The 26604-nt window shown below is 67.5% G+C and carries 19 protein-coding genes and 1 riboswitch; of the genes, 7 read left to right on the plus strand and 12 right to left on the minus strand.

The window, feature by feature from the left end; all coding sequences use genetic code 11:
- Positions 1-141 precede the first annotated feature (141 nt).
- The 4 genes from NMK44_RS19870 to NMK44_RS19885 all read left to right on the plus strand — a co-directional run bounded on the left by NMK44_RS19870 (position 142) and on the right by NMK44_RS19885 (position 5253).
- Positions 142-915, plus strand: coding sequence for a DUF6227 family protein (locus NMK44_RS19870; RefSeq protein WP_254744930.1), 774 nt, complete (start codon positions 142-144; stop codon positions 913-915).
- Between the two features lie 353 nt (positions 916-1268).
- A complete protein-coding gene (locus tag NMK44_RS19875) occupies positions 1269-2516 on the plus strand; it encodes a PP2C family protein-serine/threonine phosphatase (protein ID WP_254744932.1) in 1248 nt (415 codons plus the stop codon).
- 262 nt (positions 2517-2778) lie between these two features.
- Positions 2779-2915, plus strand: a riboswitch (cyclic di-AMP (ydaO/yuaA leader).
- A gap of 11 nt (positions 2916-2926) precedes the next feature.
- On the plus strand, positions 2927-4144 hold the full coding sequence (locus tag NMK44_RS19880) for a M23 family metallopeptidase (RefSeq protein ID WP_374215305.1): 1218 nt from the start codon (positions 2927-2929) through the stop codon (positions 4142-4144).
- A gap of 167 nt (positions 4145-4311) precedes the next feature.
- On the plus strand, positions 4312-5253 hold the full coding sequence (locus NMK44_RS19885) for an aldo/keto reductase (protein ID WP_254744934.1): 942 nt from the start codon (positions 4312-4314) through the stop codon (positions 5251-5253).
- A gap of 56 nt (positions 5254-5309) precedes the next feature.
- On the opposite strand, the gene NMK44_RS19890 is transcribed toward NMK44_RS19885, so the two are convergent.
- The 5 genes from NMK44_RS19890 to NMK44_RS19910 all read right to left on the minus strand — a co-directional run bounded on the left by NMK44_RS19890 (position 5310) and on the right by NMK44_RS19910 (position 13596).
- Positions 5310-5612 (minus strand): hypothetical protein, encoded by a 303-nt coding sequence (locus NMK44_RS19890; RefSeq protein ID WP_254744936.1) that lies wholly within the window; start codon positions 5610-5612, stop codon positions 5310-5312.
- A 211-nt stretch (positions 5613-5823) separates the two neighbouring features.
- Positions 5824-6924, minus strand: a complete 1101-nt coding sequence (locus tag NMK44_RS19895) for a DEAD/DEAH box helicase (RefSeq protein ID WP_254744938.1) — start codon at positions 6922-6924, stop codon at positions 5824-5826.
- The gene (gene drmB / locus NMK44_RS19900) at positions 6921-8813 is read right to left on the minus strand and encodes a DrmB family protein (protein ID WP_254744940.1); all 1893 of its coding nucleotides are present in this window, start codon (positions 8811-8813) and stop codon (positions 6921-6923) included. Before drmB ends, NMK44_RS19895 begins: the two co-directional genes overlap by 4 nt.
- A 5-nt stretch (positions 8814-8818) precedes the next feature.
- Positions 8819-11983, minus strand: coding sequence for a helicase-related protein (locus tag NMK44_RS19905; protein WP_254744942.1), 3165 nt, complete (start codon positions 11981-11983; stop codon positions 8819-8821).
- Positions 11980-13596 (minus strand): nuclease-related domain-containing DEAD/DEAH box helicase, encoded by a 1617-nt coding sequence (locus tag NMK44_RS19910; protein ID WP_254744944.1) that lies wholly within the window; start codon positions 13594-13596, stop codon positions 11980-11982. The genes NMK44_RS19905 and NMK44_RS19910 overlap by 4 nt, the downstream gene beginning before the upstream one ends.
- An 11-nt stretch (positions 13597-13607) precedes the next feature.
- Between NMK44_RS19910 and NMK44_RS42705 the strand changes: the two genes are divergently transcribed.
- The 3 genes from NMK44_RS42705 to NMK44_RS19930 are packed head-to-tail and all read left to right on the plus strand — an operon-like array spanning position 13608 to position 19173.
- Positions 13608-17294, plus strand: coding sequence for a sigma-70 family RNA polymerase sigma factor (locus NMK44_RS42705; RefSeq protein ID WP_374215306.1), 3687 nt, complete (start codon positions 13608-13610; stop codon positions 17292-17294).
- Complete coding sequence (locus NMK44_RS19925) at positions 17291-18289, plus strand: hypothetical protein (protein WP_254744946.1); 999 nt, start codon at positions 17291-17293, stop codon at positions 18287-18289. The genes NMK44_RS42705 and NMK44_RS19925 overlap by 4 nt, the downstream gene beginning before the upstream one ends.
- Positions 18286-19173 carry a DUF6339 family protein gene (locus tag NMK44_RS19930; RefSeq protein WP_254744948.1) on the plus strand — a complete coding sequence of 296 codons (888 nt, stop codon included), beginning with the start codon at positions 18286-18288 and terminating at the stop codon, positions 19171-19173. Before NMK44_RS19925 ends, NMK44_RS19930 begins: the two co-directional genes overlap by 4 nt.
- On the opposite strand, the gene NMK44_RS19935 is transcribed toward NMK44_RS19930, so the two are convergent.
- The 7 genes from NMK44_RS19935 to NMK44_RS19965 form a co-directional block, all read right to left on the minus strand.
- The gene (locus tag NMK44_RS19935) at positions 19142-20458 is read right to left on the minus strand and encodes a DNA cytosine methyltransferase (protein ID WP_254744950.1); all 1317 of its coding nucleotides are present in this window, start codon (positions 20456-20458) and stop codon (positions 19142-19144) included. The two genes, NMK44_RS19930 and NMK44_RS19935, sit on opposite strands and share 32 nt — an antisense overlap.
- The gene (locus NMK44_RS19940; protein ID WP_254744952.1) at positions 20455-21462 is read right to left on the minus strand and encodes a DNA cytosine methyltransferase; all 1008 of its coding nucleotides are present in this window, start codon (positions 21460-21462) and stop codon (positions 20455-20457) included. Before NMK44_RS19940 ends, NMK44_RS19935 begins: the two co-directional genes overlap by 4 nt.
- Complete coding sequence (locus tag NMK44_RS19945; RefSeq protein ID WP_254744954.1) at positions 21459-21914, minus strand: very short patch repair endonuclease; 456 nt, start codon at positions 21912-21914, stop codon at positions 21459-21461. The genes NMK44_RS19940 and NMK44_RS19945 overlap by 4 nt, the downstream gene beginning before the upstream one ends.
- 219 nt (positions 21915-22133) lie before the next feature.
- Entirely contained in the window at positions 22134-23321 is a 1188-nt protein-coding gene (locus NMK44_RS19950; RefSeq protein WP_254744956.1) for a L,D-transpeptidase, read from the minus strand.
- Between the two features lie 35 nt (positions 23322-23356).
- Positions 23357-24196, minus strand: coding sequence for a hypothetical protein (locus NMK44_RS19955; RefSeq protein WP_254744958.1), 840 nt, complete (start codon positions 24194-24196; stop codon positions 23357-23359).
- Entirely contained in the window at positions 24189-24797 is a 609-nt protein-coding gene (locus NMK44_RS19960; RefSeq protein ID WP_254744960.1) for a SigE family RNA polymerase sigma factor, read from the minus strand. Before NMK44_RS19960 ends, NMK44_RS19955 begins: the two co-directional genes overlap by 8 nt.
- Positions 24798-24863: 66 nt before the next feature.
- Complete coding sequence (locus tag NMK44_RS19965; protein ID WP_374215307.1) at positions 24864-26558, minus strand: PrsW family intramembrane metalloprotease; 1695 nt, start codon at positions 26556-26558, stop codon at positions 24864-24866.
- Positions 26559-26604 lie beyond the last annotated feature (46 nt).

A 26604-nucleotide genomic window follows, 5' to 3' on the forward strand; every position in this document is an offset into this window, starting at 1 on the left:
ACGCTGACGTAGGTGAGGCACAGTCACATCGACAGCTTCGCCGAACCGCAGCGCGGCCCGTGTTCACGCCGCTACGCTAAGTGCGCGAAGCAGTCGCCCGGGGGGCGCGGCGCATCAAGGCCGGGAGGCGGGAGGACGGACATGGGGCACTCACGAGCGGGCGGGACCCCCGCCGAGCTGATGGACGGGCTGCTCGCCCGCGCGCAGAACGGGTTCGAGATCGGCGAAGCGGTGCTGACCCGGGCGCGATGCGCCCTGATGCACCAGTCCGAGCTGCGTTCCTGTCGCCAGTGCAACGATCCCTCCGGCCCGCTGGGCTACAGCACCTACCGCCATGTCTTCCTGCTCCCGGACGGCAGCAGCCTGCTGCTGTGGGAGCTGGAGCACAGCACCGGTCCGGGCGACGGACCCCACCACGAGCTCTACGCCGACGAGGACGCCCTCGCGCTGGCCGAGCGCCGGGTCCACGAGCGCATCGGCGGCACCCGCTGGGACGAGCTCGACGGCTTACCCCTCTGGCTGCCCGAGCAATTGCTGCACCAGGCCACCGAGCCGGTGGAGTCCCCCCGTACCTATGTGGCCGACAACTCCGCCGACCACGCCCGCCGGGTGCTGCGCCGCGCCGAGAACCCCGACCGGCCGGGCGGGGAGACCGAGCGGCTGCTGGAGACCGCGTTCGCCCATGACATCGCGCTGGCACCCAAGCCGCGCCGCCGCTCCGGCGGCCCCGACACCACCTGGTGCCGCTTCTACGAGCACGCCTTCCTGCTGGCCGGCGGGGACGAGATCGTGCTGTGGGAGCTGGAGCACAATCTGACCCACGACGGCCGTCTGGTGTGCGAGGTCTACCTCGACGAGGTGTCCGCCGAACTGGCGGCGGACCGGCACGCCCGCGCGCTCGGCGTCGATCTCTGACCCACGCCCCGGCCACCGGACGCCCGCGCGTCCGCCCTCGGGTCTTCCCACCCCTCCCCGCTCCTTCCGGCTCCGCGGAAGGCCGCCCGGACCGACCGGAGCCGCCCGTGGACCGGTCCGCCACCCGCCCACCCACATGGACGACACCGGCTCGCCCGGCGGCCCGTCAGCCGGAAGCCTGGGGTGACGGACGGCGGCCGTGAGGACCGGACGCTCCGGCTGCGGACCAGCGAAAGCGAGAGAGACCGGTGCGGGTGCGAGGGAACGGGGCTCGTACGAGCGCCCGTACGGAGCGGGGAGCGACCTCGGGGCGCCTGTCCCGGTCCCGTTCGCGCCCCCGGAGCCGCCTCCACATGCTCGTCGACACCAACGCCGCCAACGGGCCCGCCGGGGCCACCGCGGGCGGCGCGTCGGCCGATGAGCCGCCCAGGGCGGCCCTGGGCCGGCGGCTGGCGCGCTGGATCCCCGGGCTGCTGATCGTCGGCGGGATCATCTTCGACCTCAGTTCCCCGGCCAACTACACCGCGGGCCCCTTCCTCTCCGCCGCCCCGCTGGTCGCCGCTCCGCTCTTCGGGCTGTGGGAGACCGTCCTCACGGCGGTCCTCGCGATCGCCGCGGCGGTCACGCTGGCCGAGTTCCACGGGGTGAAGGACCCCAGCCAGGCCCTGTCCGAGATCATCACCGTCGCCACCGTCACCCTGCTGGCGCTCCTGATCAACCGCCTGGTGCGGCGCAGCGACCGTCGGCTGGCCTCGGCGCGCGGCGTGGCCGAGGCGGCCCAGCGGGCCGTCCTGCCCGTACCGCCCGCCCGGCTGGCCGGGCTGGACGTCGCGGCGCGTTATGTGGCGGCCGAGCGGTACGCCGCGATCGGCGGTGACCTGTACGCGGTGCAGGACACCCCGCACGGCGTTCGGCTGGTCGTCGGCGACGTCCGCGGCAAGGGGCTCCAGGCCGTCGAGACGGTCGCGATCCTCATCGGTTCCTTCCGGGAGGCCGCGGAGCAGGAGACGACGCTGGAGGGGCTGGCGGGCCGGCTGGAGCGGGCGTTGCAGCGCGAGGGTGCGCGGCGGGCGGACCTCGAGGGGTTCGAGGGGTTCACCACGGCGGTCCTGGCCGAGATCCCGCGCGGGGACTCGACCCTCCGGGTGATCAACCGCGGCCATCCGCCGCCACTGCTGCTGGAGGGGGCCGACGGCGGCCGGACGGACCGGGGCGGCTGCACGGTGCGCCGGGTCGACCCGGCGGCGTCGGCGCTGCCGCTGGGGATGGGGGAACTGGGCGGCTGGCCGGACCGGGTGACCGAGCTGCGCTTCACCGAGGGCGCGACCCTGCTGCTCTTCACGGACGGGGTGACGGAGGCGCGCGACCGGGAGGGTGTGTTCTACGACCCGGAGGACCGGCTGCGCGGTCGCCGCTTCGACGGACCGGGTGAGCTGCTGGACGCGCTGGTGGCCGATGTCGAGCTGCACACCGGCGGCGGGACGTCGGACGACATGGCGCTGCTCGCACTGCGCCACCGCAACAACGGCAACGGTGGTGGCGGTGGCGGTGGTGACGGCAATGGTGAGGGACTCGTGAAGGACCCCGGCCACGGACCGTAGTTGACCATGTCCTCTACGCATAACAATTGATGCACGATCAGCGGTTCCAGGGTTTTGCACACCCTTTCCCTGGGGGGGTAACTCGCCCCTTTATGTCCAGAATTGGTGGCTAAGTTCAGACCAAAGCTGTGCTGATTCCTCAGAACAGCTTGGAATCACATAGCGCTCTCTATTAACGTTCGATAACGCAGCGCGGTCGTCACAACCGTCGCAAGGGCGGCACCGTGCGCCGTCGCCGAATCCCGTAACGCACAGCGGCAGCAGTAGCACTGCACCACAACAGCACCAAGGGAACCGGGGAACCACCACCTTGGGGTGAATCGGGTCGAACCTGACCCGTAGGAGACCTTCCTGCTCCGAACCCGTCAGCTAACCCGGTAGGCGAGAGGGAAGGAAAGGAGTGCGCCCCAGTGGCGTCCAACAGGTCTGTCCTGGACGAGGCTCCATACCGCGCATCGGGCGTCGGTTCCGGCACCGCCACCGCCTATGGCCCCGGTTTCGATGCGAGTGGAAGCGTGAGGTCCGGTGGCGGATTCGCCACTGAAGGGGGCTTCGCCGAGGAGGCGAGCTTCGCCGCCGACCAGGGGGAGTACGCGGTGAACGGCGCCGAGGGCCCGGCGGGCCCGGGGCCCGACGGCGAGACCTGGGAAGAGTGGAACCCCACCGAGGAGTCCATCTCCGTACGCGGTCGGCACCGCGTGGTGAAGCAGCGGGGCGGCACGATGGCGCGCAGCGGCGCCGTGCTCGGCGTCGGTGTCATCGCCGCGGTCGGCGCGGGCGGGATGGCCAGCGCCAAGGACCGTCCGGCGGCCCCGATTTCCATGCCCGACCTCGCCCACGTCGCCGACGAGGTCAAGGACCGGCTCCCGGACGCCGGGAACATCCCCGGTATCGGCTCGCTGATCTCCGACGACGACGGCTCCGCGACCACCGACGCGGCCCCCCTCTCCCAGGCCGGGCTGACCACCCAGGACGAGGCGAGCGGCACCACCGACGCCGGTGAGGCGCTGCGCGCCCGTATCCTCCAGCAGGCCGAGAACCAGCAGAACTCCGCCGACGAGGAGAAGCGCACCGCCGCCGCCGAGGCCGCCGCCCAGAAGGCCGCGGACAAGGTCGCCGACGAGATGGCCGAGCGTAAGGCGGAGGCCGCGGCCAAGAAGAAGGAAGCCGAGCGGAAGGCCAAGGAGGCCGCCGAGCGCAAGGCCGAGGCCGAGCGCCGCGCCAAGCTGGCCGCCGCGTACGCCCTCCCCGTCGCCTCATACACCCTGACCGCGGGCTTCGGCCAGGCCGGCGACATGTGGTCCGCCGACCACACCGGACAGGACTTCGCCGCTCCGACCGGTACGCCCGTCAAGGCGGTCCACGGCGGCACCATCACCCAGGCGGGCTGGGCCGGTTCGTACGGCTACCGCATCGTGCTCAAGCTCGATGACGGCACCGAGGTCTGGTACTGCCACCTGTCGTCCATGGTCGTCACCTCGGGCAAGGTGACCACCGGCGATGTGATCGGCCGCGTCGGCGCCACCGGCAATGTGACCGGTCCCCACCTCCACCTCGAGGTGCGCCCGGGCGGCGGCTCCCCGATCGACCCGATGCCGTGGCTGCGCGAGCACGGACAGAACCCGTGATGCGTACGCACCCCTGATGCCCACGCACTCCTGATATCCGCATACTCCGGCGGCCCTGGCGCTCTCTCCCCCCTTGACGCCAGGGCCGCCGGTTCACGTCCGGAAGCTGTGTGCGCGCCGCCGTCCGCCCTGGAACAACGTCACCCACAGGTGCGTTGGAGTAACGCATGGCTGACAACAAGCAGAAGATCGGCGACCTCTCCGTCTCCCCGCTCTCCCTCGGCGGGAACGTCTTCGGCTGGACCGCGGACGAGGCCGAGTCCTTCCGGGTGCTCGACGCCTACGCCGCCGCCGGCGGCAACTTCATCGACACGGCCGATGTCTACTCGGCCTGGGTGCCCGGCAACCAGGGCGGCGAGTCCGAGACCGTCCTCGGCAACTGGTTCGCCTCCCGCGGCAACCGCTCCGAGGTCGTCCTCGCCACCAAGGTCGGCGGCGCCCCGGAGCGCCGCGGACTCTCCCCGGCCACCATCCGGGCCGGGATCGAGGACTCCCTGCGGCGGTTGCGCACCGACTACATCGACCTCTACTACACCCACTACGACGATGAGTCGGTGGCCGTGGAGGAGATCGCCACCACCCTGGACGCACTGGTGAAGGAGGGGAAGGTGCGCGAGCTCGGCGCGTCCAACGTCAGCGCCGAACGGCTCGACTCCTTCCTGGCCTTCGCCACCCAGGAGGGCCTGGCCCGCTACGCCGCCCTCCAGCCCCACTACAACCTGGTCTCACGCGACACCTTCGAGGGCCCGCTGGCCGATGTGGCCATCCGGCACGGTGTGGCGACCGTCCCCTACTTCGCGCTCGCCGCGGGCTTCCTCACCGGCAAGTACCGCCCCGGCACCGCGGTCGACAGCGCGCGCTCCCCGCGTGCGGCCGCGCACCTGGAGACCGAGCGCGGCCGGAAGGTCCTCGCGGCCCTCGACGAGGTGGCCGCACACCACGGAGCCGAACCCGCCACGGTCGCCCTGGCCTGGCTCGCCACCCGGCCCACGGTCGTCGCCCCGATCGCCAGCGCCCGCAACCTCGCCCAACTCCCGCCCCTCCTGGCGGCGGCGGACCTCCATCTGACCCCGCCGGAGCTGGATCTCCTCACCAGCGCCTCGGCCTGAGCCGCGCACGCGGCGGGCGGAAACGGCTCCGCCCGCCGCGGCCGCCGCGGCGCCCGCTACGAACGCCGGTCGGCGAGGGCCCAGGAGGCGAGGGCGACCCCACCCGCGACGGCGAACACCGACGGCCAGGCCCCGATCTTCTTGGCCAGGGGATGCGAGCCGGCGAACGCCGCGACGTACATCCCGCTCAGCGCCGCCGCCGTCCCGTTCCCGGCCTTCTCCCGCCACCCCCGCGCGGCCGCGGCCCCGGCGGCGGCCAACGCCACGCCCCCCAGCGGCCGCCGCTTGGTCCACCGGGCCACCCCGTACCCGCCGACCAACCCACCCGCGGCCACCACACCCGCCGGAACACCAGCCATCCCGATACCTCCCGCTCGTCGTTGCCCCGACCCTACGCAGCACCCCGTGACGCCGGGCACGGACACCAGAACTCCCAGGTGAGCTGTACCTCAGCTCCACTCGGGTACGAGGGCGGGGGTCCCGACATGGCTGCGCCGGGACACTTCGAGTCATGTACGGGCGGCGTGACGGTGTACAGCCGTACGGCCGTATCGTCGGCGCGCTGCGAGATCAACCGACGTGCCGGGCCAACAACGACTCCGGGATGCTGGACAGGATGGCGGGCTCGCGAGGCCCGCGGTGGGCGAAGTGAAGGTCCTCGCGAGCGCGCGTACACAGCACGAAGAGACGAAGACGCGCGTCCACTCCTGTCGGGTCCTCCGTGTACGCGTCCATGTCCGGGACGAAGACGCTGTCGAACTCCAAGCCCTTCATACTCGCCGTGTTCACGATCCGGATGGGGCGGGTCGAGAAGTCGACGGTCTTCCGGTAACGGTCGTCGTACACATAGGCCTGTGTGTATTGGGATAGCCCCAATCGAGTCAGCCCGCTCTGTACATACCGCACCAAGCGAGTCGACCGGCACACGATTCCGATGCTCCGCTCCGGATGCGCGCCGAAGTACCGAGAGATTCCAGTGAGGAGGTACTCCAAGGAAGGCACCTTCAGGACGGTGGGGGTACTGCCGGTGCGAGTCGGGACAGGCATCTCGCACTGGTTCCGGGTTCGGAACTCCGATGCCAGCATCGCGATTTCCCGGCTGTTCCGGCGATTCCCCCACAGTGCGAGCGGATTTGCATGCACTCCGAGGCATCGGGATATCTCGGATACGGTACTCTCCTCGTCGCCGATCCGCTGGGCCTCGTCTGCGAACACCGTGACGTTGACACCTAGCAGGCGGCAGAGCTGATAGAAGCCGACAGGCAGATTCTGCCCTTCGTCGATCACGAGGGATGCGGTGGATCTGACCTCGCGAAGAACGCAGTCTCTCTGCATATCGGCCCAGTCGTAGCACCATCCCTCATCGTCGATGTGTGGGGGGTCGATCCGGAAGTGCCCGCGCCAGAAGTCCCGGATCCACCGGTGGAAGGTCGTGGTGTGGAGAGCTTCCGTGAGGTCCGGTGCCATCTGTGCGAGGTACTGATGCAGCAGATGGGAGCGGGTGAGAAGGGTGACGTCACGGCCGGCGGTCGCCAGCGCCCAGGCGCGATAGACGGCCATCACGGTCTTTCCGGAGCCAGGTGTTCCGATGATGACGTGGCTTCCGTGGAAAGGGAGGTCCGCGACGGCGTGTTGCTCGGTCTCGAGATCGAGGAGTGAAGGGATTCTCATGACGGATCGACGGCTCCGGCCGACTCCTCGAGGGCGGCCTGGAGGACGTCCCGAAAGAAACCCGGGACATCGCCTTCACCGATCAACAGCGTTCTGTCCAGGAGGGAATTGTCGATCTCGCAGCAAGTCTCCGGAAGCAGCGTGCACGCGTGGCAGGCGGCACGGTTGAGGTTCGCCAGAGACCTGCCGGTGGAGTCGGCGCACAGGGGGTCCTGCGAGCACCACTGTGCCGATTCGAGCAGCCTGATGAGAGTCTCCGCCAGGTTCGGCGGCTGCCCTTGGCGGACGAGTCCGCCAAGGGTGCCTTCGGCATCACCGGCGGCGGTGTAGATGAACACGCCGGCCTGGGGCGCCAGATCGAGACCCGGGGCGTGGCTTCGGGCGTAGACGCGTTCTCGTAGGGATGCCGCGTTGTACCCGCTGTCATAGGAGAGTTGACGGATGAAGTGATGGGCCAGGGTGTGAAGCATCACGAAGCGCGGCAGGAGAATCGGGCCCGACTTGCCTCTCAGTCGGTCGGCCTTGAAAGAGGCGCCCAGATTGGTCTCGATGTTTCGGGTCCAATCACGCACCGACGGAAGTTGCTCCCAAGCGCTTACGCGTTCCTCGTCGACGGCGATGAAGATGCCTTCACCGTAGGTCTCGACTGCGGGCAGCCATGAGGCTCGGCGGTGCGTATTGACCGACACGAAACGGCCGCCTTGCTCTTCTTCGCCATCGCCGGAGACGGGCTCGTACCGCGAGAACCCTTCGAGCGCCCGCACTTCACGCACTCGGTCCGCGACGACGACTGCCGAGAAGCCCGCTCGCAGCTTCCGCAGGGATTCCGGATCGTCGGGCCCGATCCCCAAATCGACGCGGCGCACGAAGAATGTCTTCGAGTTGGTGACCGATTCCGGCTCGGAGAAGGCAGCCCATTCGGCGATGCTGAGGTCATGGTCGAAGTCGGTGGGGTATGACACCGTTGTGACCTCATCAAAATGCCGACGTCGCACGGCTTCCACGAACGCCTCCGGGACGTCGCACTGGAGGGCGATCGCAGCCTTCAGGTTATCGGATACCGGCCCACCGTCCGCGTCTTTGAAGTGTGGCCAGAGAGGATTGTTGACGATCTTCTGGACGGTTTCGTCGTCCTCGGACAGACCTTCGGGCGCGGGAATGTCGATCGCGGAGTGTGTGATTGGAAAGTATACATTGGAGGCGCCGCGCTGTACTGCTCGAGGCTTCTCCTCGCAGGGATCGGCCTCGTCGGATTCTGAGTCCCATGGGTGAGTTCCGGGGCATGAAAGACCGGTCTGTGCCAGGATATTCTTTTGACTGATCCCCGCCAGACTGCGCCCCGCCGGGCAGATAGCACAAACGACGCGCAGGGCCTCCAGGCCGGACGAATCAGGACTGGCCAGGAAGCGGAGTCGTTGAGCCTGGCATTGCCGCTGGGAATGTCCTTCGCTCCTGGAATGGGCCCATCGATGCCAGTCGATGTCGGCCATATGGCCTGCTTTGCACAGCTGGATGAAACGCATCGGTGCCAGTTGCGGCCGTTCCGAACAACGCCCGCAGGCAGGCTGTCCGTCCCGCACCTCGCGACCGGGGTGCCAGAGCAGCATGTTCCTGCATCGAGGGCAGAAGAGCCACTTGGGAAACCGGACATAGGTGGGTCCGATGCGGCTTGCAAAGGCGGCCTTGCCGGAGGGGATGACAGGTGCCGCCCGGAATTCCTGGACCCCCAGTTTCTGTGCGAGCCGAGGTGATTCAACCCGTTCGGCGCTCGCTGCCCAGCTCCGGATATCGGCGGCAACGAATGATTCGCCTCGGATGTCGAGAATTCCCCCGACGCCGAAGGGAACGATGGTCTGTGCTCTGCGGACCTTGCGGCGAATATCCTTCACTGCTTTCAGGTTCCCTTCACCCGGACGAAGCACTCACGATCGACATTGCGCATCGACTGTGGCGTCTCCCATACACCGCCCTGCTTGCCGAAGTCGGTGAGGAGCGCCGTGTACGAGCGCCCTTGGGGTCGGTAATAGAGGCTGTCACCTTGGCCACGCATGGACTGGGCTTCTTGCTGCCAGGTCTCGATCAGATGGTCGAGTCTCTCGGCCGCGGCTTCGGCTTCCTCCGGGTCGGCTTGTCGCACGTGGTGCACGATGAGGTCACGAATCCGCGCGACTCCTTCTGCATGATCGAGGATGTCTCCCGCGCTGTCCTCCGCGTTCAGCCCGAGTCCGTGTCGCACGAGGATGACGAGCACCGCGTGCAGCGCGCGGTTGCGAGAAGGCAAGGACCACGGGGTGACACTGGTGGGTTCCACGTGCCGGTAGAGCGCGCGGTGATAGACACCGAACGACTCGTAATGGGAACGGTCGCGCGGTTTGGTCGAGCGGAAGAGCGTGATGATCAGACCCGGTACATCACTACGGCCGACGCGGCTGGTCGCCTGGATGTATTCGGATGTGGTCTTGGGCTGCCCGTTCATGACCATGAGGCCGAGCCGCTTCACGTCGACCCCGACGGACAGCATGTTGGTCGTGGCGAGGAACGAGACGCTGCCGCGCTCCTTGAAGCCCTTGCCCAGGCGCTCGAGCAGGCGCGGTTGTGCGGCGCGTGGGATGTTGCTGGTGAGCTCGACCACGGAATCTTCGTCGAGCTCGCGCCGTCGGCTGGCGTCCTTCGTCAGATGCTCGAGACGCGCGGGGATGTCGTCCCTGGCGATCGTTATGGTTCGACCCAGTTCGCGCAGGCTGTTGTGGTAGGCGACCGTGGTCCAGTATGCGTCGCGCAGGGCCTCCTCGTCACAGATGTCCATCGGTGCCTGCAGGGCTGCGGCACCCACATGGACCGTCGAGGTCGAGGCGGTGTGCCCCTGAGCCATGACGCCCACGTACAGGCGTCCGGGCTTCTCTTTGTCCGGCGAGGCGAAGTAGGACTGTCCCGCCGTGAGCCCGGGCGGGGGGAAGAGTTGAGCGGGCCGACCGTAGAGGCCCCGGATCTGGTCCTGGGACCGTCGGATGGTCGCTGTCGACGCGATGACCTTCGGGGCGGTGCCTCGCCAGGCGCACAGTTCGAGGATGGCGGACTCGTACAAGCCGACCGTCGTGCCCAGAGGGCCTGCGAGCAGATGCAACTCGTCCTGAATCACCAGCGAGGGTGCGCGCCTGCCGTCCTTCCCGAAGAGGCTGCCCGCCTTCGGCTCCCACGCGAGGCGCGCGAACTTGTCCACGGTCCCGAGAAGGAACGTCGGGGGTTCCTCATAGATCTGTTCGTCCACCACGGAGACCGGGAGCCGTTGGTGGAATTGACACCTCTCACGCGGACAGAAGAACGACGTGCTGACGCCGTCCGCCCGGATGCCGAAGTCCCTGTCCTGGCCGTGTCGTTCCGGAACGATCTCGGTTCCACACCACGGGCAGCGTTCCAAGAGGAATCGATCGTCTGGCTCGCTTATCTGCTTCAGAGTGGCGAGCTCGTCCTCCGCATCGGAGATCTTGTTCGGTGTCGTCTCCTTGCCCACCCACAGACCGATGGAGATGGGCTCCTGTCCCAGATCGTGGGGCAATGCCCCATCATCACCTCGCCTGATGTACTCCAAGGCGCAGATGGCCGTAGCCGTGCGCTGGAATTGCTGTGTGGTGAGCAGACTCAGCGTATATCGGCTCAGAACGGCCGTGCCGCCGCCTGCGGCACCGAACCGCAGGCGCCGCCAGAGGATCTCGAAGCAGGCGGTGAGCAGGTAGGCCTCCGTCTTACCTCCACCTGTGGGGAACCAGATGAGGTCGACAGTCTTCCGGTCCTCGTGCTCGGGGTTCATCAGGCCCTCGACTACGAGCAGGAAGTAGGCGAGCTGGAACGGGTGCCAGGCGTAGTCGGACTTGGGCTCCCTCAGTTCCACGACATCGCTGTTCCTGCGGCGCCGGCGGCCCGCCATATCCGGACCGCTGTGGAGCATCTGGAGCGCCATGGCTCGATTGGCCAGTTGGAAGGCGATACGTGCGGCCTCCCCTGATGAGGTCGGCGCGGTGAGCACATCCACGCCTGACTCCATGCGGCAGAGCGCGGTCTTGATGCGGTTGAGAATCTGTTCCGCAGGCGCTGCGGCCCAGGTCGGCAGATCCTTCTGCTGCGCCTGCTGGACATCGAACCACTCGCGATACCCCGAGACGAACGACTGCAGCTCTCGGCGGAGGTCGTCTGCCGAGAACTCCGGCCGTGACAGGTGCTTGAGGTTGAGTACCGGCAGGTCCTTGGGCCCATCCGGTTTGATGTGCGCCACCATCTGCTGCGGCATGACCTGTGCTCGCACGGTGGTGACCTGGCCCTGGTCGTGCCCGTCGTCCCATTCGACGGCGCATCCGTGACCGACGGCTCTCGTCACGATGTCCCGGTATTGGACGCGTAGCTCCTGCTCCTCCTCGTCGCGACTGTTGAGGCGGCTGTTCGGATACTCGAGGATCCGGCCCTCGATCGTCCTTGCCGCAACACCCACCTGGAAGAGCATCAGGTCCCGCTCCTTGTGGGCGCTCTCCTCCTCGTCGTGCGCATTGGCAAGTACGCAGGTGACGAGATGGCCCGCCGCGAAGGGACGCCAACGAACGTGGAGACGACCGTGCCCGTCCAGAACGGGGATCGGGGCCCTCTGCTCCGTGGTCACGGTGGACATCGTGGAGAGCCGAGGTTGGCGTTGCCAACTGCGGCGACCCCCCTCGCGTTGTGTGACGTAGCGAGACGCTTCGCACGTCACCTCGATGCTCCGGGCATCGGTGAAGAAGGAGAAGCCGAGCGATGACGGAAGCCACGCGTTGGCCTCGGCCACGGGATCGTCGGCGAAGGTGTCCTCCTCACCGTTTCCGGCCGCGGTCTCGCTGACTTCGTGTTCGCCATCGTCCTGTGCGTGCTCCAGCAGGGGCGCGCCACGCGGATACAAGGTGCCCATCAGATAACGCCGATCGGGCGGGTCGACGAGCGTCTCGTCCTCGGTGTCCGCCGGGCCGACCAACTGCCGGCGCAGGTACGCAACGAATCCGGCGCGGTGCTCGGAAAGCGGCGATGCGGTGTCGTTCACTTGAGATGCCCTTCCCGCTTCAGTGCGGCCATGCCCAGATCCTTCAGCGTCTGGCGGGTGCCGGGCCGGCAGGCGACCCAGAGCTGGGCGCGAGCCCTGGTCCAGGCGACGTAGAGCGCGTCGAGGCCGTCCTCGAGGTGTCCGGGCTCGAGGTCGATCAGACACACGACGTGGTTCTCGTGGCCCTTGAAGTCCGCAATGGACGACCAGTTGGGACGCCGCTTCGTGTAATCGGTGCCGACGACCTCGGTAAACCGCTCGATCTTGGAGGCCCGCTGTGACAGACGGGCCGAGCTGCTGTCCCAGTCCCCGGTGGCGGAGAGAAGGGTGATCTTCCGAGCTGAGACTCCCCCCTGCACCAGTTCATTCACATAGGCGTCGAGGGCGGCGGCCTCGTCCTGGGCGTCGCGCACGTCTGTGAAGCGGACAGGCCCGCCCTCACCGGCGGAGGCGACTCCCAGGTCGGCACCCGTGTAGAGACGGACCTGGTTGACGATCTGCACCGTATTGCGGCAGTTACGCCTCATGGGCCCGTACACCAGACCCAACGACTGCAGATACTGCCAGGCGTCCGGATCGTAGGTATCCGGATTCAGCAGCTGGTTGTTCTGATCCAGCATGAAGATCCATCGCCCCTCGGCGAGGCCACTCGGGACCAGAGCCTCCAGGGTGTCGAGACTCTCGAGCGTCATCAGATCCTGCGCCTCATCCACGATCAAGTGGTCGAAGAAGCGACCCCGAACCTCATCGAGGCGGTCAAAGGGCAGGACGGTGATCGCGTCGTCGTCGAGTATGCGCGCCATATGGGTCGCCAGGGTGGCGCTCGCGCACGTGAACAGGACACTGCCGTGGGCAGACCTTCGACGGGCGGCCTCGGCCGCCAGGAACGTCTTGCCGGTGCCCGCTCCACCGGTCCAGATGAGACGTGGATTGGACTCCAATTCGTCCAGCCTGTCCAACTGTTCATTCGTCAGGCGCTCGAAGGTGACATCGAGGTGGGACAGCCGGGACTGCAGATTGGGTACGCGGTCGAAGTTCGGGCGGACGGTGTTGACCATCTTCTTGCGGAGGGAGGCTGAGATGGGAGTTCGGGCCCACTTGTTCCGCCTGAGCCAGAAGCGCGTGGCACGTTCGATGCCCTGTGCCAGGCCCCGTCCACCGGCATACGCGGTGGCACCGAGATATTGGTCGGGCTGGAACTCGGTCGTGCGTTGGATGTCGACATCCGTGGTGATCACAAGGTATCCGCTGGGGACACCGTGGTCCCTCAGGTTGCCGATCTGTTCACCGAGCGCACGTTCGAATTCATGCATGTTGCCGCTGGCCTGCGCGAAAGGGCTCTCCTTCGGGCCGTCCTCGCGGTCGGGCGGACCGTAGTACCACTTCCCGTCACGTTGGCGGACCCCACCACCCTTGACCTCGATGAAGAGCAGGAGGCCAGGCATGAAGACGACGAAGTCGATCTCGCCGACGCGCTTCTTGTGGTGTCGGGGGAGATGAACCGTGTGCAGCGCGACGCTCTCGTCATCCGGAATCGCCTTGAGCGCCGCGAACACGCTCCGCTCCGCCTGGCTCCTGGTGCTGTTCGAGATCTCGCTCGGAATGATGCGCATCGACTCTCCCCATGGTCACGCCAACCCGGTTTCAAAAATACCGAGTGATGGATCATCAGGACACCTGCCCCCGTCATCGGGAGCTGGCCGCGACGGCCGGATGGATGATGAACTATGGGGAGCGGAGACGGATCGCGGGGGGCGTGATGACGGCGGAACGGGGTGGCGCGTCCGGCTGGGGGATGAACGTCGCCGGACGGGATCTGCTCGTCCGCCTCATACGGCGATTCAGCGCAGAAGGACTTGAGCGCCGTACGGCTTTGCGGCAGGTGATGAGGGCCGCGCGTCTCGACGAGCAGGAGACGCAGTCTCTGTACGAAGCCGTGATCGCGACGGAAGTTGCCGATGAGGAGGCCGACGCTCGGTGGAGGGCGGCCCCCGACGGTGGTGCGGGTCGAGACGAAGCCTTCACCTTCGATGATCTGGACTCTGCGGAGGAGGATGCTCCGGATCTCGAATCCCTTCGGGGGACGGTCCGTGTGTACGACATGGAAGCGGCGCGGCGCAGCGCCCGTGAGGTACTCGTCGCCGACAGGCGTCGCGGCGCACCGCACCGATATCTGCTGAGTGCCGAGGAGGAGGTGGGGCTCTGCCTCTTGTTCCGGGGAGCGGAAGGACCGGCGGAGCCGTTGCCCGATGGGTACGTTGCGGCGCTTCCGCGGAACGGCGAGGCGTATCAGGCCTTCTCCGCGATGGTTGTCCACAATCGGCTTCTCGTCCTCAAGATCCTGCACGGACTGGGATGGGTAGGCGGCCCCATGCACGAGGACCTCGCGCAGCACGGGATGATCGGGCTCATGCGTGCGGTGGAGAAGTTCGATGTCTCCATGGGGTGCAAGTTCTCGACCTACGCCACTTGGTGGATTCGACAGCACATCAGTCGCGCGGTGATGAACGAGGGGTCTGCCATTCGGCTCCCGGTACATGTGTGGACCGACGTGGAGAGGCTGCGGAAGAAGGAGCGGGAGTTTCTTGACCGAGGGAAGAATCCCAACGTCGACGACTTGGCTCTGGCATGCGAGCTCAACCCCGCAAAGGTGATGGAGTACATGCGCCTGTTACACCGGGCGCTCTTGTCGCTCGAGCAGCCGGTCGGCGAGAACACGACCCTCGGAGATCTGGTCGTCGACACAGTTCGTCCTGTACCGGGACCGGAACAGGTGCTGCGATTCACCTTTGAGCGCCAGGAGATGTTCCAGTTCTTCGCCTTGTGCTCCTTCACGGACAGAGTTCGGGAAATCGTTCTGTTGCGGTTCGGCTTCATCGACGGCGAACCATGGACGTTGGATCGGATCGGGGCGCGATTCGGCGTTACGCGTGAACGCATCCGGCAGATCGAGAAGAATGCGCTGACGGATTTGAGGATTCACCTGGGGCTGGAACCTGACAACGCCCTCGCGGAACGCAGGCGCTCGCAGGCCACTCGAAAGATCGCTGAAGCGATGACGCGTCGTGGAGGCCTGGAAGAGCGGAAGCACAAGAAGGCCGGTGCGTCGATGACGAACGGGAGTGCCGGCATGCCGCGGGCGGAAGGCAGTTCAGACAGGAGAGAGGGAACGGTGACCTCGCAGGAAACGGAACTCGGTCGGTGGCTGGCCGGGCGGATGAGGGAAAAGGGGATGGATGCGCGCCAACTGGCGGACCGGTTGGGGGTGACTCCGGCGGCCGTCGAAGCGTGGCTCGATGACCGTTCGAAGCCGCGCCCGGAGCACATGGTCATGGTGCGCGAGATCCTGGCTGTCGAGGGTCTGACACCGGAGTCCGGGGCGCCGTCGGATGAGCGGGAGGCCGGTCGGACAGCGGCGGTGTGGTACCACCGTCCCGGACACGACGACGGCGGCCGGGAGTTCGGCAACGCGGCGGCCTTCGCTTTCGAGGCCGACCTGGAGGTCCTGGCCCGTGAGGCTACCCAGAACAGTCTGGACGAGCGCGACAGGAGAAACGGCGAGCCGGTCAGGGTTCGCTACACCCTGCATGAACTGACGGGTGACTGTCTTGCCCGGTTCCTCGCCGCGATCAGCTGGCACGATCTCCACTCGCACTACCAGGCGGCCGCCGCGCAGGACCAGAAGGTGGGACGTGTCATAGGCGCCGGCCTGCGGGAGATGCTCGAACGGGATCGCTTGGTCCTTCTTCGCGTCGACGACTACAACGCCAATGGGCTGACCGGTGACGACTACGAGGACGGCCGCTTCGCGGCCGTGGTGCGCCGCCAACTCGACAGCCGCAAGTCGGACGTTTCGGCCGGCGGTTCATACGGCCTCGGAAAGGCCACGCTGTGGGCGACCAGCCGGCTGGGTCTCGTCCTCATGAATTCCACGCTCTCCGAGCCACACGAGGGACGCACTCGGCGGCGCCTGATCGGACGGCTCGATCTGCCCTGGCGAGAGGTGGACGGCCGGCGATTCGCCGGTCCCGCTTGGCTGGGCAGGCCGGACGCGGCGTCGGACAACGCGGAAGTGGTCCGCTCCTGGTGGGCTGACGAAGCGACGGTCGAGAACCTGCATCTCACCCGTGACAGCGATGATCCCGGAACATCGTTTTTGATCGTCGGAGCGCACGACGTGGCCAGTCTCGTCGAGGCCGGACTGGACCAAGAAGGCGATCCGGGTGACGACGAAGACAGCCTGGAGCGCATGCACCAGAGGCTGGTTCGCGCTCTCGGCCGCAATTTCTGGGCTGCGATGACGGGAGGTGGAGATCACCAGCCGTTGCTTGAGGCATCGGTGCGCACGCTGCGCAATGGCGTGGAGATCATTGATGACGAGCGCGTCGAGCCACACGTGCACCAGCCCGCTCGATCGCGCGCTCTTCAGGCATTTCTGAGTGGGACAACGGTGGACCGCCTCACCCAGGCCGGGCAGGTGGCACGGATCACTGTGCCGTTGAAGGTTCCCGCGAGGGACGGCCTTGCCGGTACGGACGGCGAGCATCGTGCGGTCCTGCTGGTCACCGAGGCCACTGATGCCGATGGCAAGATCAATCGGGTGACTGCGATGCGTGGAAATCGCATGACGGTCAAGACCAGCTGGGTGCCCGGCCTCCCTACGTCGGCCAACCCGTTCCAGGCGGTTCTGCTCGCGGGCCGTGCGGCGGGAGACGACGCGCCATTCGCGGCCGAGGCAGAGGAGTTTCTGCGATCCTCCGAGCCCCCGGAGCACAACAAGTGGGGCCAGACAGAAGAATTGCGGATGCGCTATTCGCCCTCGGCCCATCGACGGATTGCGATGCTGACGTCGGAGACCAACAAGGCGGTGCACGAACTTGTCGCGCTCCCCAAGGAGAAGAAGCCGAGCGGCGTGGGCAAGGTGCGCAAGCGGCTCCCGATCTCGGGTAGGCCCGCTGCCAAGATCAGAGGGACGGTGACACCTCCGAAACTGGACGATCTGGAGGCAGTGATCGGCCCCTCCGGTGCGTGGGAGATCACCGCCGAGGTCAAGGTGTCCCCCGATGGAGGGCCCTGGCGTATGAGTCCGGTCGCCAAGCTGGATGTCCGATCCGGTCCTCGTCCAGTGGTCAAGTGGGCCGAACTCGTCGCTGTCGCGAACTGTGAACTGGCCGACGGAATTCTGCACTTTCCGCCAGGTGCCCACCGTGCCGTCTTCCGAGGCGTCACCGACGTCGCCACACATCCGGTGCGAGCCGCGCTGACCGGTCTTTTCGTCGAACTGCACGAGAGCAAGGGAGGTGCCGCGTGAGGGCATACCCGTATCACCGTCTGACCGGGCCGGTGACGGCCCGGATCGGGGGCGTGCGGCTGCGCGGCCCGGGCGATGCCCGAGAGCAGTTGGATGCCAAGGCCTGCTCGGTTGTCGAGCGTGTGGTGGCGCTCGGAATGGCCGAGCGCACAGAGTGGCAGAGCGCGCGGCTTGCTCTGAAAGCGACCGTACCGGCTTCTGAGATCGAGAAGAAGGGCCACTGGTCCGATGTCGCGGTTGTCGCGGTTCTGACGGAGGGTGCGACCAATGCACGTACTGTCGCGCGGTTGATGCCCGGTCCGGAGGGTGGCAAGGACTGGACGGGGGAGATCGAACTGAACCGGCACGATCATCTGGATCGTGCCTCCCTCGCTGTGCACGTGGTGGCCACGGTCGGTGGAGTAGAGGGGCGGATCATCGCCTCGACCGATCCGGACCAGGAGTGGATGATCGACGTGACGGCCGAAGAGCCGCTCAGAAATCGCGAACTCGATGTCAACACGGTCAGCTTCACCCGTGGCGGCGAACGGTTGCGGAGTTTCCAGGGCGCCCCCTGGATCTTGGACACTGCCGGGCGGATGCCGACCGTCCGTCTGAACTCGGATTTCGAGGGGCTTGTAGCGCTCGTGGAAAGCCAGGGCTCCACGGTGAAGGGCATCCTGCGCGAGATGCTCCTGGCCCAGATGTCCTCCGAAGTGTGGACAGCGGTCTTCCACACCGCCATCGGCGATTTGGAGATCGAGGATGACGGAACCCCGCTCTTCCCGCCTGACTGGCGGGGCGCGGTGCTCCGCGAGATGCTCCCGGACGTCGTTCCGGGACAGTCGGAGGAGAACGCTCTCCGAGAGGTGCACAGCCGCCGTACCGGCGAGGGGAGCTGGACCGACCTCCAAGCGCGTATTCAGTACGCGGCCGCCCGTCGCGCCGAGGTTGCCCAAACCTTGGCCGGCGCCGTCCGTGACATCGAACGAATCGACCAGGGGACCCACGCGTGACTCATCGCCCGGAGTACCTGCCGGAGCGGCTTGCTCTCATCTCCGACCTGAAGGCTGCCGAGTACATCTCCTCAGGGCTGCTGGAAGGAAGCGAGGACGTCCCTTCCATCGCGCTGAACAAGTCCGCCGACACCTTGCCCGGCGACGAGGCACGGCTACGGTTGGACCGGGTACGAGATCTGATCGACGACACCATGACCAGGTTCCACGACGAACGTCCCACGACGGCGGACGCGTGGCTGGCGCCGCGTCTGCACGAGACGCTTCGGTTGACTCGTCAGGAGGCGGCCGACAAGGAGTTCTGGACGTACATGGCCCTCGGGGTGGCCCCGGATTACGTCGTCTGGCGACACCTGTCCGAACCGAAGGCGGATGGTTCGCCTGGACGAGTTGCACGGGACAGATTCGTCGGTCCGCAATACAAGCAGACGTTCGCTCGGCTCTGGTGGGCGGCCGAACTCTTCCGCGACGGCCCGGACTACCGCCCCGTCGTCGTGGCTTGCGGCAATCAGGACATGCTCAACTCCGCTCTCCGGCTGGATGTCATCGACCACCGCCCCACCGCTCTCGCTCTCGTCAGGATGATGGAGCGAGGGACCGTTCGGACCGGCCGCGAAGTGAACGCCATGACGCCCGCGATCAACGCCGCCGCAGCAACTCTGATGTACGACGTCATAGCCCCGGATGTGGGACGTGACGGAGAGCCGCTGCGGGACTGGATCGCCGCCGCCGAGTCAGCCCTTCCGTCGCCCAGGAGCAACCTGCCCGAAGGCCCGGAAGAGCAGCGAGCCCCGATCGAGTCGGTTGAGCGACTGGTGGGTCACTTCGCGGAACTGTTCGCGGACGCGCAGGTCAGGGGGCGGACTTCCGGCGAAGGGGACTGATCTTGTGTGACTCCGGGGGGCATTGACCCTGATCACCGCAGCCCAGGCGACGCAGTTCTTCCGTCGTGGCTCGGGACACGCTCGGCCATGTGCTTGAGGCCGTCAACTCTGCGTCCGAAGGGTTGTCTCCCCGCAACGCCCTGCTCAATACGTGCATGCCCAGTCGCGGAGGTACGGCATTGCCGACCTGTTGGGCTTGATCGTTTCCGGACCACGGGAAGTTGTGCGGAAAGCTTTGGAGGACTCCGGATTCAGGAATGGTGAAGCGGTGGAACCTGTCGGCTTCATGGTCATCTAGGCTTTTGTAGATCTTGTTTCGAGAGATCTTGCCGGTGACAGTGAAGGCCGGCTCCGAGGACTGGCGGCGACCTCGTTTCTTCGGGTCGCCTCCGGACCCGTAATTCGACACGATGAAGAACTTCATTTCACTTCCCGTTCGGAGCCGGGATGCATCCACCGGGGAGTCCTTCAGCTTGCTCGCCGTATCGAGCGCCTCCGCCATGGAGATCCACTGCTGCTTGACCCCGGAGATCGTGAAATCAGTCGAGAACATATCCGCTTGTGCCGCACTGCGTTTCCCACGGTTCAGGTCGAAGGGCAGGTGGGTCGCTTCGATCGGTTCGATGGCTCCCTCGCCCGGTAGTCGGGCGACGAGTACGGCGCGTGTGCGTGTCTGCGGCACTCCGAACTGTTCAGTCTTCAACTTCCAGCATTCCGCTTCGTACTTGACGCCCGCGAGTCGCCCTTCGCCGCCCCGCAGGAGCTTCGCATAGACCTCCCAGAGGGGCAGGACCTCGGGGACCTGCTCCAGGACGATCACCTTGTACGGATTGCGTCCTTCGGTTTCGATCGCCTTGATGAGCCAACGGAGGGGCTCGAGGACCAACGCAGTACGTGGGTCGCCGAGGGAATGCAGATCCTCGTCGATACCGGCTTCGCCCTCTCCATCGACAAGGCGGTGGATGAATTTCTCCACTGTGTCCAGCGCTCGCCGTCCCGCGCCGTTGCCGGCGACGGAGAAGGACTGGCAGGGTGGCCCCCCGGCGAGCACGTCGACCGATTTGGGGATTTCGTCGAAGCGGGTCTCACGCATGACGCTCACATCTGCGTGAATCGTCGGCAGCCCTGCTGCGTAACGCGTCTCGCACGCGTTCCTGTCCCATTCGATCCCGAGGCTCTTGAAGCCCAAGAAGTGCGCCGCCACATCGAGTCCGCCAGGACCTGCGAAAAGGTCCAAAATGCGTACATCGTCGAGATGGTGAGCATGCGTTCCCGGGTTGTTCATGGGGTTGAAGTGTAGCCAGCGACCGGGTCCGCGGGCGCCTCGAGCGCGGCTCGGATCGCCAGCCCGAGCGCCTTGCCCACCGGCGGTGGTGAAGCGTGACCGATCTGGCGGTAGCGGGCCGTCTTCTTCCCTGCGAATCCCCAATCGGACGGGAAGCCCTGTAGGAGTGCGGCCTGTTCCGTCGTGATCCTGACCATCCCGTACCGGCCTGCCTCCGGTGCCCAGGCGAACTCCGGACCTGGAACCTTGTCGGCCACGGTGCCGCCGTCGACGCCCATGCGTGCCCACGCCTTCTTCGTCCCTGTCGGCCCCAGATCTGCGCCTCCTCGCCTGTCCGAGCCACCGACGAGAGTCGGTGCCACGCTGATTGCCTGTGCTGCCCATCGGTCGGCATCCCGCCAGCCGCCCATGGCCATGGATCGGCGGAGAGCTCGCCCGACGGACAGGTGCTCGCGCACTGTCGGCTCCGGTGGGCGGAACGCGTCGAAGTGGCGCTTCTTGAATGCGACGAGCACCCCTTGCTTCCGTTCCTGCGGCACACCGAAATCGGCTGCGTTCAGGACGAACCACCGGAAGCGGTAGCCGAGGTGATCGAGTTCCTTGCGGATGAAGTCCCGTATCGGCTCGTAGTCGGGCGATTCCGCCAGCCCCGGTACGTTCTCGATGAGCAGGGCTCGGGGCTGGACGGCGTGCGCCAGATAGATGGTTGCCTCCAGCAAACGCAGTTCCGCCTCGGTCTCGGTCCGGGCGACAGTCGCGCTGGATTTCACACGGGGCAGCCCGGCCGACAACAGATCGACGTCGTAGATCTCCTGGTGCCGCGAAGGGGAGAAATCCAGCAGATCCGCTTGGAGAACCTGCCACGCCGGTCGGTTCATGCGCAGTGTGTCGCAGGCCACGGACTTCTCGTCCAGGAGCAGCACGGGCGCGAAGCCCGCCTGTTCCAGCCCTAAAGCCAGTCCACCTGCTCCCGTGCACAGATCGACGAATCCCAGTTCGCTCATCGGCTGTCGCCCCCTCGGCGTCGTCTCCCTCTGTCGGCCTTCTCCCGGTCGACAGCTGCCGCCACCTGCCGCATGACGGTGTCCGGTGATTCGTGCTCCCAGAAGCGCAGTACTATCCAGCCTTCGGCCTCCAGCTGCGCGTTCGTCTCCTGGTCCCGTTCGGCGTTGCGGTGGAGCTTCTGCCGCCACCATTCCGCGTTCGCCTTGGGACTGGTGGCATGCTCAGGGCAGCTGTGCCAGAAGCAGCCGTCGATGAGGATGGCCAACCTGGCTCGTGTGAACGCGATGTCGATCTTCCGTCTGGGCATGCCCGGCACCGGATAGTGGATCCGGTAGCGATATCCGGAGGCATGGAGCAGCTGCCGCACTGCCCGTTCGGTACCAGTGTCCCGGCTGGCCTGCCGGCTCATTCGGGCCGATACTTCGGGACTGGACGGGTGTGCTCCATGCATGATCCCAGTGTCCTACGACCCGCTGTCCTTTCGCGCCGCGATCTGTTTCCCTGCCCGACCGACTGTGGATCCGCCTGCGGTGCGACCCGGCGCGGGCGTCGGAGCGCACGACGGCTGCGCATGCGGCTCCTGCCCGCGCGTGGTCCGTCTGTTCAATGACTCAGGGCTGTGCCCCTCTCTCCGCCGAGGCGGAGAGAGGGGCACGGGCTGTGTGCGGCCTCAGTCCAGGGCGCTGAGCTTCTTCCACGCGGAGTACGACAGGTTCCAGTCGCCGATGCCGTTGCCGGTCGCAACCGTTTCGCGGGTGGAGCCGGTGACCTCGACGACGTCGCCGCGGGTGGCGCGGTCGTAGAACCACTTGCCGTCGGCTTCGGACATACCGACGCAGCCGTGGGACATGTTCTGGCGACCGAAGTAGCCGCGGCCCTCGTTCCACGGGGCGGCGTGGGCGTAGGTGCCGGAGGTGGTGAGGTGGACGGCCCAGGGGACGTCCTTGTTGTAGGGGTCGGCGATGCCGACGGACTCACTGGTCATATTGACCATGGGGGCCTTGTCGAGGACGACCATCTTGCCGTTCCAGGTGGGGTAGGAGGGCTGGCCGCCGGAGATCGGGATGGACTTCTGCTCCTTGCCGTCCTCGAAGACGGTCATGGTGTGCTTGTTGAGGTCGACCTTGGAGACACGGGCCGTGCCGATGGTGAAGGTGCTGGAGACATCGCGGCGGAGATAGCGGGAGTTGCCGGTGTCGACGCCGCTGAGGCGGGCGCGGAGGGTGACCTTGGTGCCCTTGTGCCAGTAGGACTCGGGGCGCCAGTCGACGCGCTCGGTGCCGGTGAGGGGGTCCTTGGTCCAGCCCCAGGAGCCCTCGGTCTTGGGCGAGGTGGAGACGGAGAGCTGGCGCTCGACCGCGGCCTTGTCGGTGACCGGGTGGTCGAAGGCCACGGAGACCGGCTGGCCCACGCCGACCGTGGTCTTGTTGGAGGGGGTGACGGTGACACCGTTGAACTGCTGGGCGGCGCGGGTGCGGAAGGTGGAGCGCTGGGTGGCGGTGCGGCCCGCGTCGTTGGTGGCGGTGGCTTCCACGGTGTAGGTGGTGCCCGGGGTCATGGTCCGGTTGGAGCGCCAGCTGTCCTTGTCGGAGGAGAGCGAGCCGGTGACCGCGACGGCCTGGGAACCCGCGCCGTCGGGCGTGATGCGGACCTTGGTGAGGGTGCCGTTCGAGGCGTTCACCTTGACCTTGGCGTCCGGGGCTATCGCACCGGAGTCGCTGTTCGGGGTGATGGATATCTTGGCCGGCTTGGTCTTGGCCGGGTCCACCGAATCGGAGGAGCCGGACTGGCAGGCGGCGAGGAGGACAACGGCGAGAGAGGGCACCGCGGCGATGCGGAGCGAGCGTACGGAGATCAAAGTGAACCTCTTGTGGGTGTGGTGGGAAGTGTGAGTCAGCAACGCCGCTGCGCTTCCTCGGGGTTGGGCTCATAGGGACCGGGAGAGGCGGACGCCGAGGGGTCGAGCCGCCAGAGTGAGACCGACATGCAGTAGTCCGACGGGCCGTCGGTGTATTCGGCGGCCATGGCGCTGAGGCCCTGGGTCTGGAGCACGGCGACCTCGGTGCCGGAGCGCATCAGGACGACCTGTGCGTGGTGCTTCGGGGCGCCGCCGGGCCAGGTGTAGGTCCTCACGGTCTGCCCATCGGGAGCGTGATCGGCCGGGTCCTTGCTCGTCGTGAGACTGCGCGAGACACAGCTCTTCTTCAGCGTCCGCTCCAGGGTGGTGAAAACCTTCGTGGCCTGGTGCTCGCTCGTATAGGCATTGATCGTGTGACGGGCGCCGGGGCCCTTGCGGCCCGGTCGCTGTGCGTCGTAGGCACGGCTGCGCTGGGTCAGCGGCTCCGGTCCGTCGAAGCGGCAGCTGTCCGAGAGGTCGAGCAGCGGGGTCCGCCCCCCGGCGGTGGAGCCGGCGGCCTTCCACCGCATCTCCCCGTTGAACGGCAGGGCCGACGACGGGAGGAGTGCGCTCGCCGGGATCCGCGCCGCGGACACCGACTTCCGCGGGGCGGGCGGGGCGGCCGGCCGCGAATGCGAGGAGCTGTGGTCCGGAAGCAGCAGCCAGGAGCCGATGGCCACCGCGGCCGCGGTGAGCGCCGCGCTCACCGCGAGCGTCAGCCGCTGTCGGATACGGCGCCGATGGCCCCGCGCGCGGGCGGCTTCCGGGCCCGCCAGACGTATGGAGGGCTCGGCGGCCCGTGCGAGGTCGCGCAGCCGGTCGTCCAGATCAGCCATGGGTGGGCACCTCCTTCGGACGGCGGGCGGAGGGACGGGGCGGAGGATCCGCGGGGGCCGCGGCGCCCCCGGAACCTCCGGTGCCGGAGGAGGGCTCGGAGAGCTGGGAGCCCAGGGCCTTGCGGGCACGGCTCAGCCGGGTGCGGACGGTGCCCGGAGAGGCGCCGGTCTCCCGGGCCACCTGCTCGATGGGCAGATCCAGCAGATGGTGCAGAACGACGACGGTGCGCTGGTCCGGCTTCAGCCGGCGCAGGGCCTGGATCAACGCGACCCGGTCCGGGGCGAGATCAGGGAGATCGGTGGGCGGACCGTGCCGGAAATGGGCCCGCATCCGATTACGGGCACGCCGCCAGGAGCTGACGGCCAGCCGCAGCGCGACCGTACGCACCCAGGGGGTGGGATCGCCTTCGGCGGTCAGCCGGTCCCAGCGCTGCCAGGCGCGGGCATACGCCTCCTGCACCGCGTCCTCGGCTTCCGCGAGGTCGCCGGTCGTGGCGTAGACCGCGGACACCAGCCGCTTCGCGGTGGCCGCGTAGAACTGGTCGAAGTCCGACAGTGTCGGTGGATGTGATGGTTGTGATCGATGTGTTGGTGCCGACATGTGTCCCCCGCGCCCCCCGCGTGCTCCCCGCTTCTACCTAAGAGCACGTCTGAAAGGGGCCGGAGGTTACACATGACTTTGCGGACCGCCGGATCCGTAGGGAACTGACCAGGTCGGGTGCCCCTGCGCAACATTCGGCGGAGGGGCACCCTGCGGTGCCCCCGGCTGTGGCTGTGCCCCGTACGGCGGCTGCCCCGGATACGTCTGCTGGGCGCCGTACCCGTATCCGTAGCCGTACCCCGGCCCGGCGTACCCCGGACCCGCCTGGCCCGGACCCGCCTGCCCCGGAACTCCGTACCCGCCGTACGGCGCCGCGGGCCAGAACGCCGGGGGCACCGCGCCCGGCATCGGCCGGGGGACCGGCCGCGGCCGCCGGATCGGCACCGCGAGCGCCGCATGCGCCAGCGCGGGCTGCGCCACCTCGCGCCGCTCCCACAGCCGGTCCAGCAGCGCCTTCTCCTGGGCCGCGAAGTCCGGTCCGGCCAGCCCCCGGTGGGCACGCCGCCGCAGGAAGGCCAGGGAGGTCGCATGGGCGGTGTACTCGGCGACCGTACGGGCCGCCGCCGCGCCACGGGTGCGCCGCGCCAGGTCCCGCGCTATGCCGCGGGCCCGCATCGACCCCAGCGCCACCGGCTCCGGCGGTGTGAGCCACCCCGCCGCCTGGTACGCGCCGAGCTGCTCCCGCACCACCCCCAGCTCCTTGCCGCGGGACCAGACCGTGAGCCAGACCAGCAGCCCGAAGACCGGAACCATGAACAGGGCGTAGACGGCGAGGAAGCCGTACCCGCCGAGCGTCGCCGAACCGTTCCACACCCCGTGCAGCACCATCGCCGCCAGCAGTGCCGCGACCGGCACCAGGGCGCGGCGGACGCGCTGGTGGCGGGCGGCCGCCGCCGCGATACCGAAGCCCACCCCGGTCATCGCGGTGAAGAGCGGATGCGCGAAGGGGGACACCACACCGCGGATGAAGAAGGTCGCCGCGGTGGTGGACCGTATGCCGGAGTAGCCGAACTCCTGGTCGCTGACGAAGGCCGAGCCCAGATAGAGGATGTTCTCGGTGAACGCGAAGCCGGTGGCGGTGATCCCGGCGATGACGATGCCGTCCACGATCCCGTTGAAGTCGCGGCGGCGGAAGAGGAAGAGCAGCAGGACGGCCGCCGCCTTGGCGCTCTCCTCCACGACCGGCGCGACGAGGGTGGCGCCCCAGGTATCCGCATCGGCCTGCCGGGAGGCGGACGAGGAGTCGATGGTGGTCATCAGCCACTCGGTGGCGAAACCGTTGGCGATCAGCGCGACCAGGGTCGCGGCGCACGCGCCCCAGGCGAACGCGAAGAGGAGGTTCCGCCAGGGTTTGGGCTCGACGCGGTCCACCCAGCGGAACGCCGCGACGATCAGTGGTACGGGCAGCACCGCCAGCCCGAGCCCCACCAGGAACCCCTTGGTGCCGGTCTGCTCGCGCACCAGCGCCAGGATGACCAGGCCGGAGACGGAGAGCAGCAGCACCAGCGCGGTGGCGCGCAGCGACTTGTTGTCCCAGAGGCTGCCGAGACGGCCGTGCCTGCCCCACAGGCTGCGGCGCGGCGGATGCGGCCACCCCTCCGGAGCGGTCGCTCCGTCGAACCAGGGCTGCTGACCGTATGCCGCGTCGTACGCCGGGCCGTGCGGCCCGTCGGCCGGTGGTGCCGGCGGCGCAGGTGGCGCGGCTGGTGGCGCGGCCGGTGGCGGTTCGGACGGCTGCTGAGGGGGCGGGGACTGATGCACTCAACCGACCCTAACGAAAGGGGGAGTGGCGGACTGAGGGATTATG

This window comes from Streptomyces cucumeris, assembly GCF_024295805.1.
GTDB classification, from domain to species: domain Bacteria; phylum Actinomycetota; class Actinomycetes; order Streptomycetales; family Streptomycetaceae; genus Streptomyces; species Streptomyces cucumeris.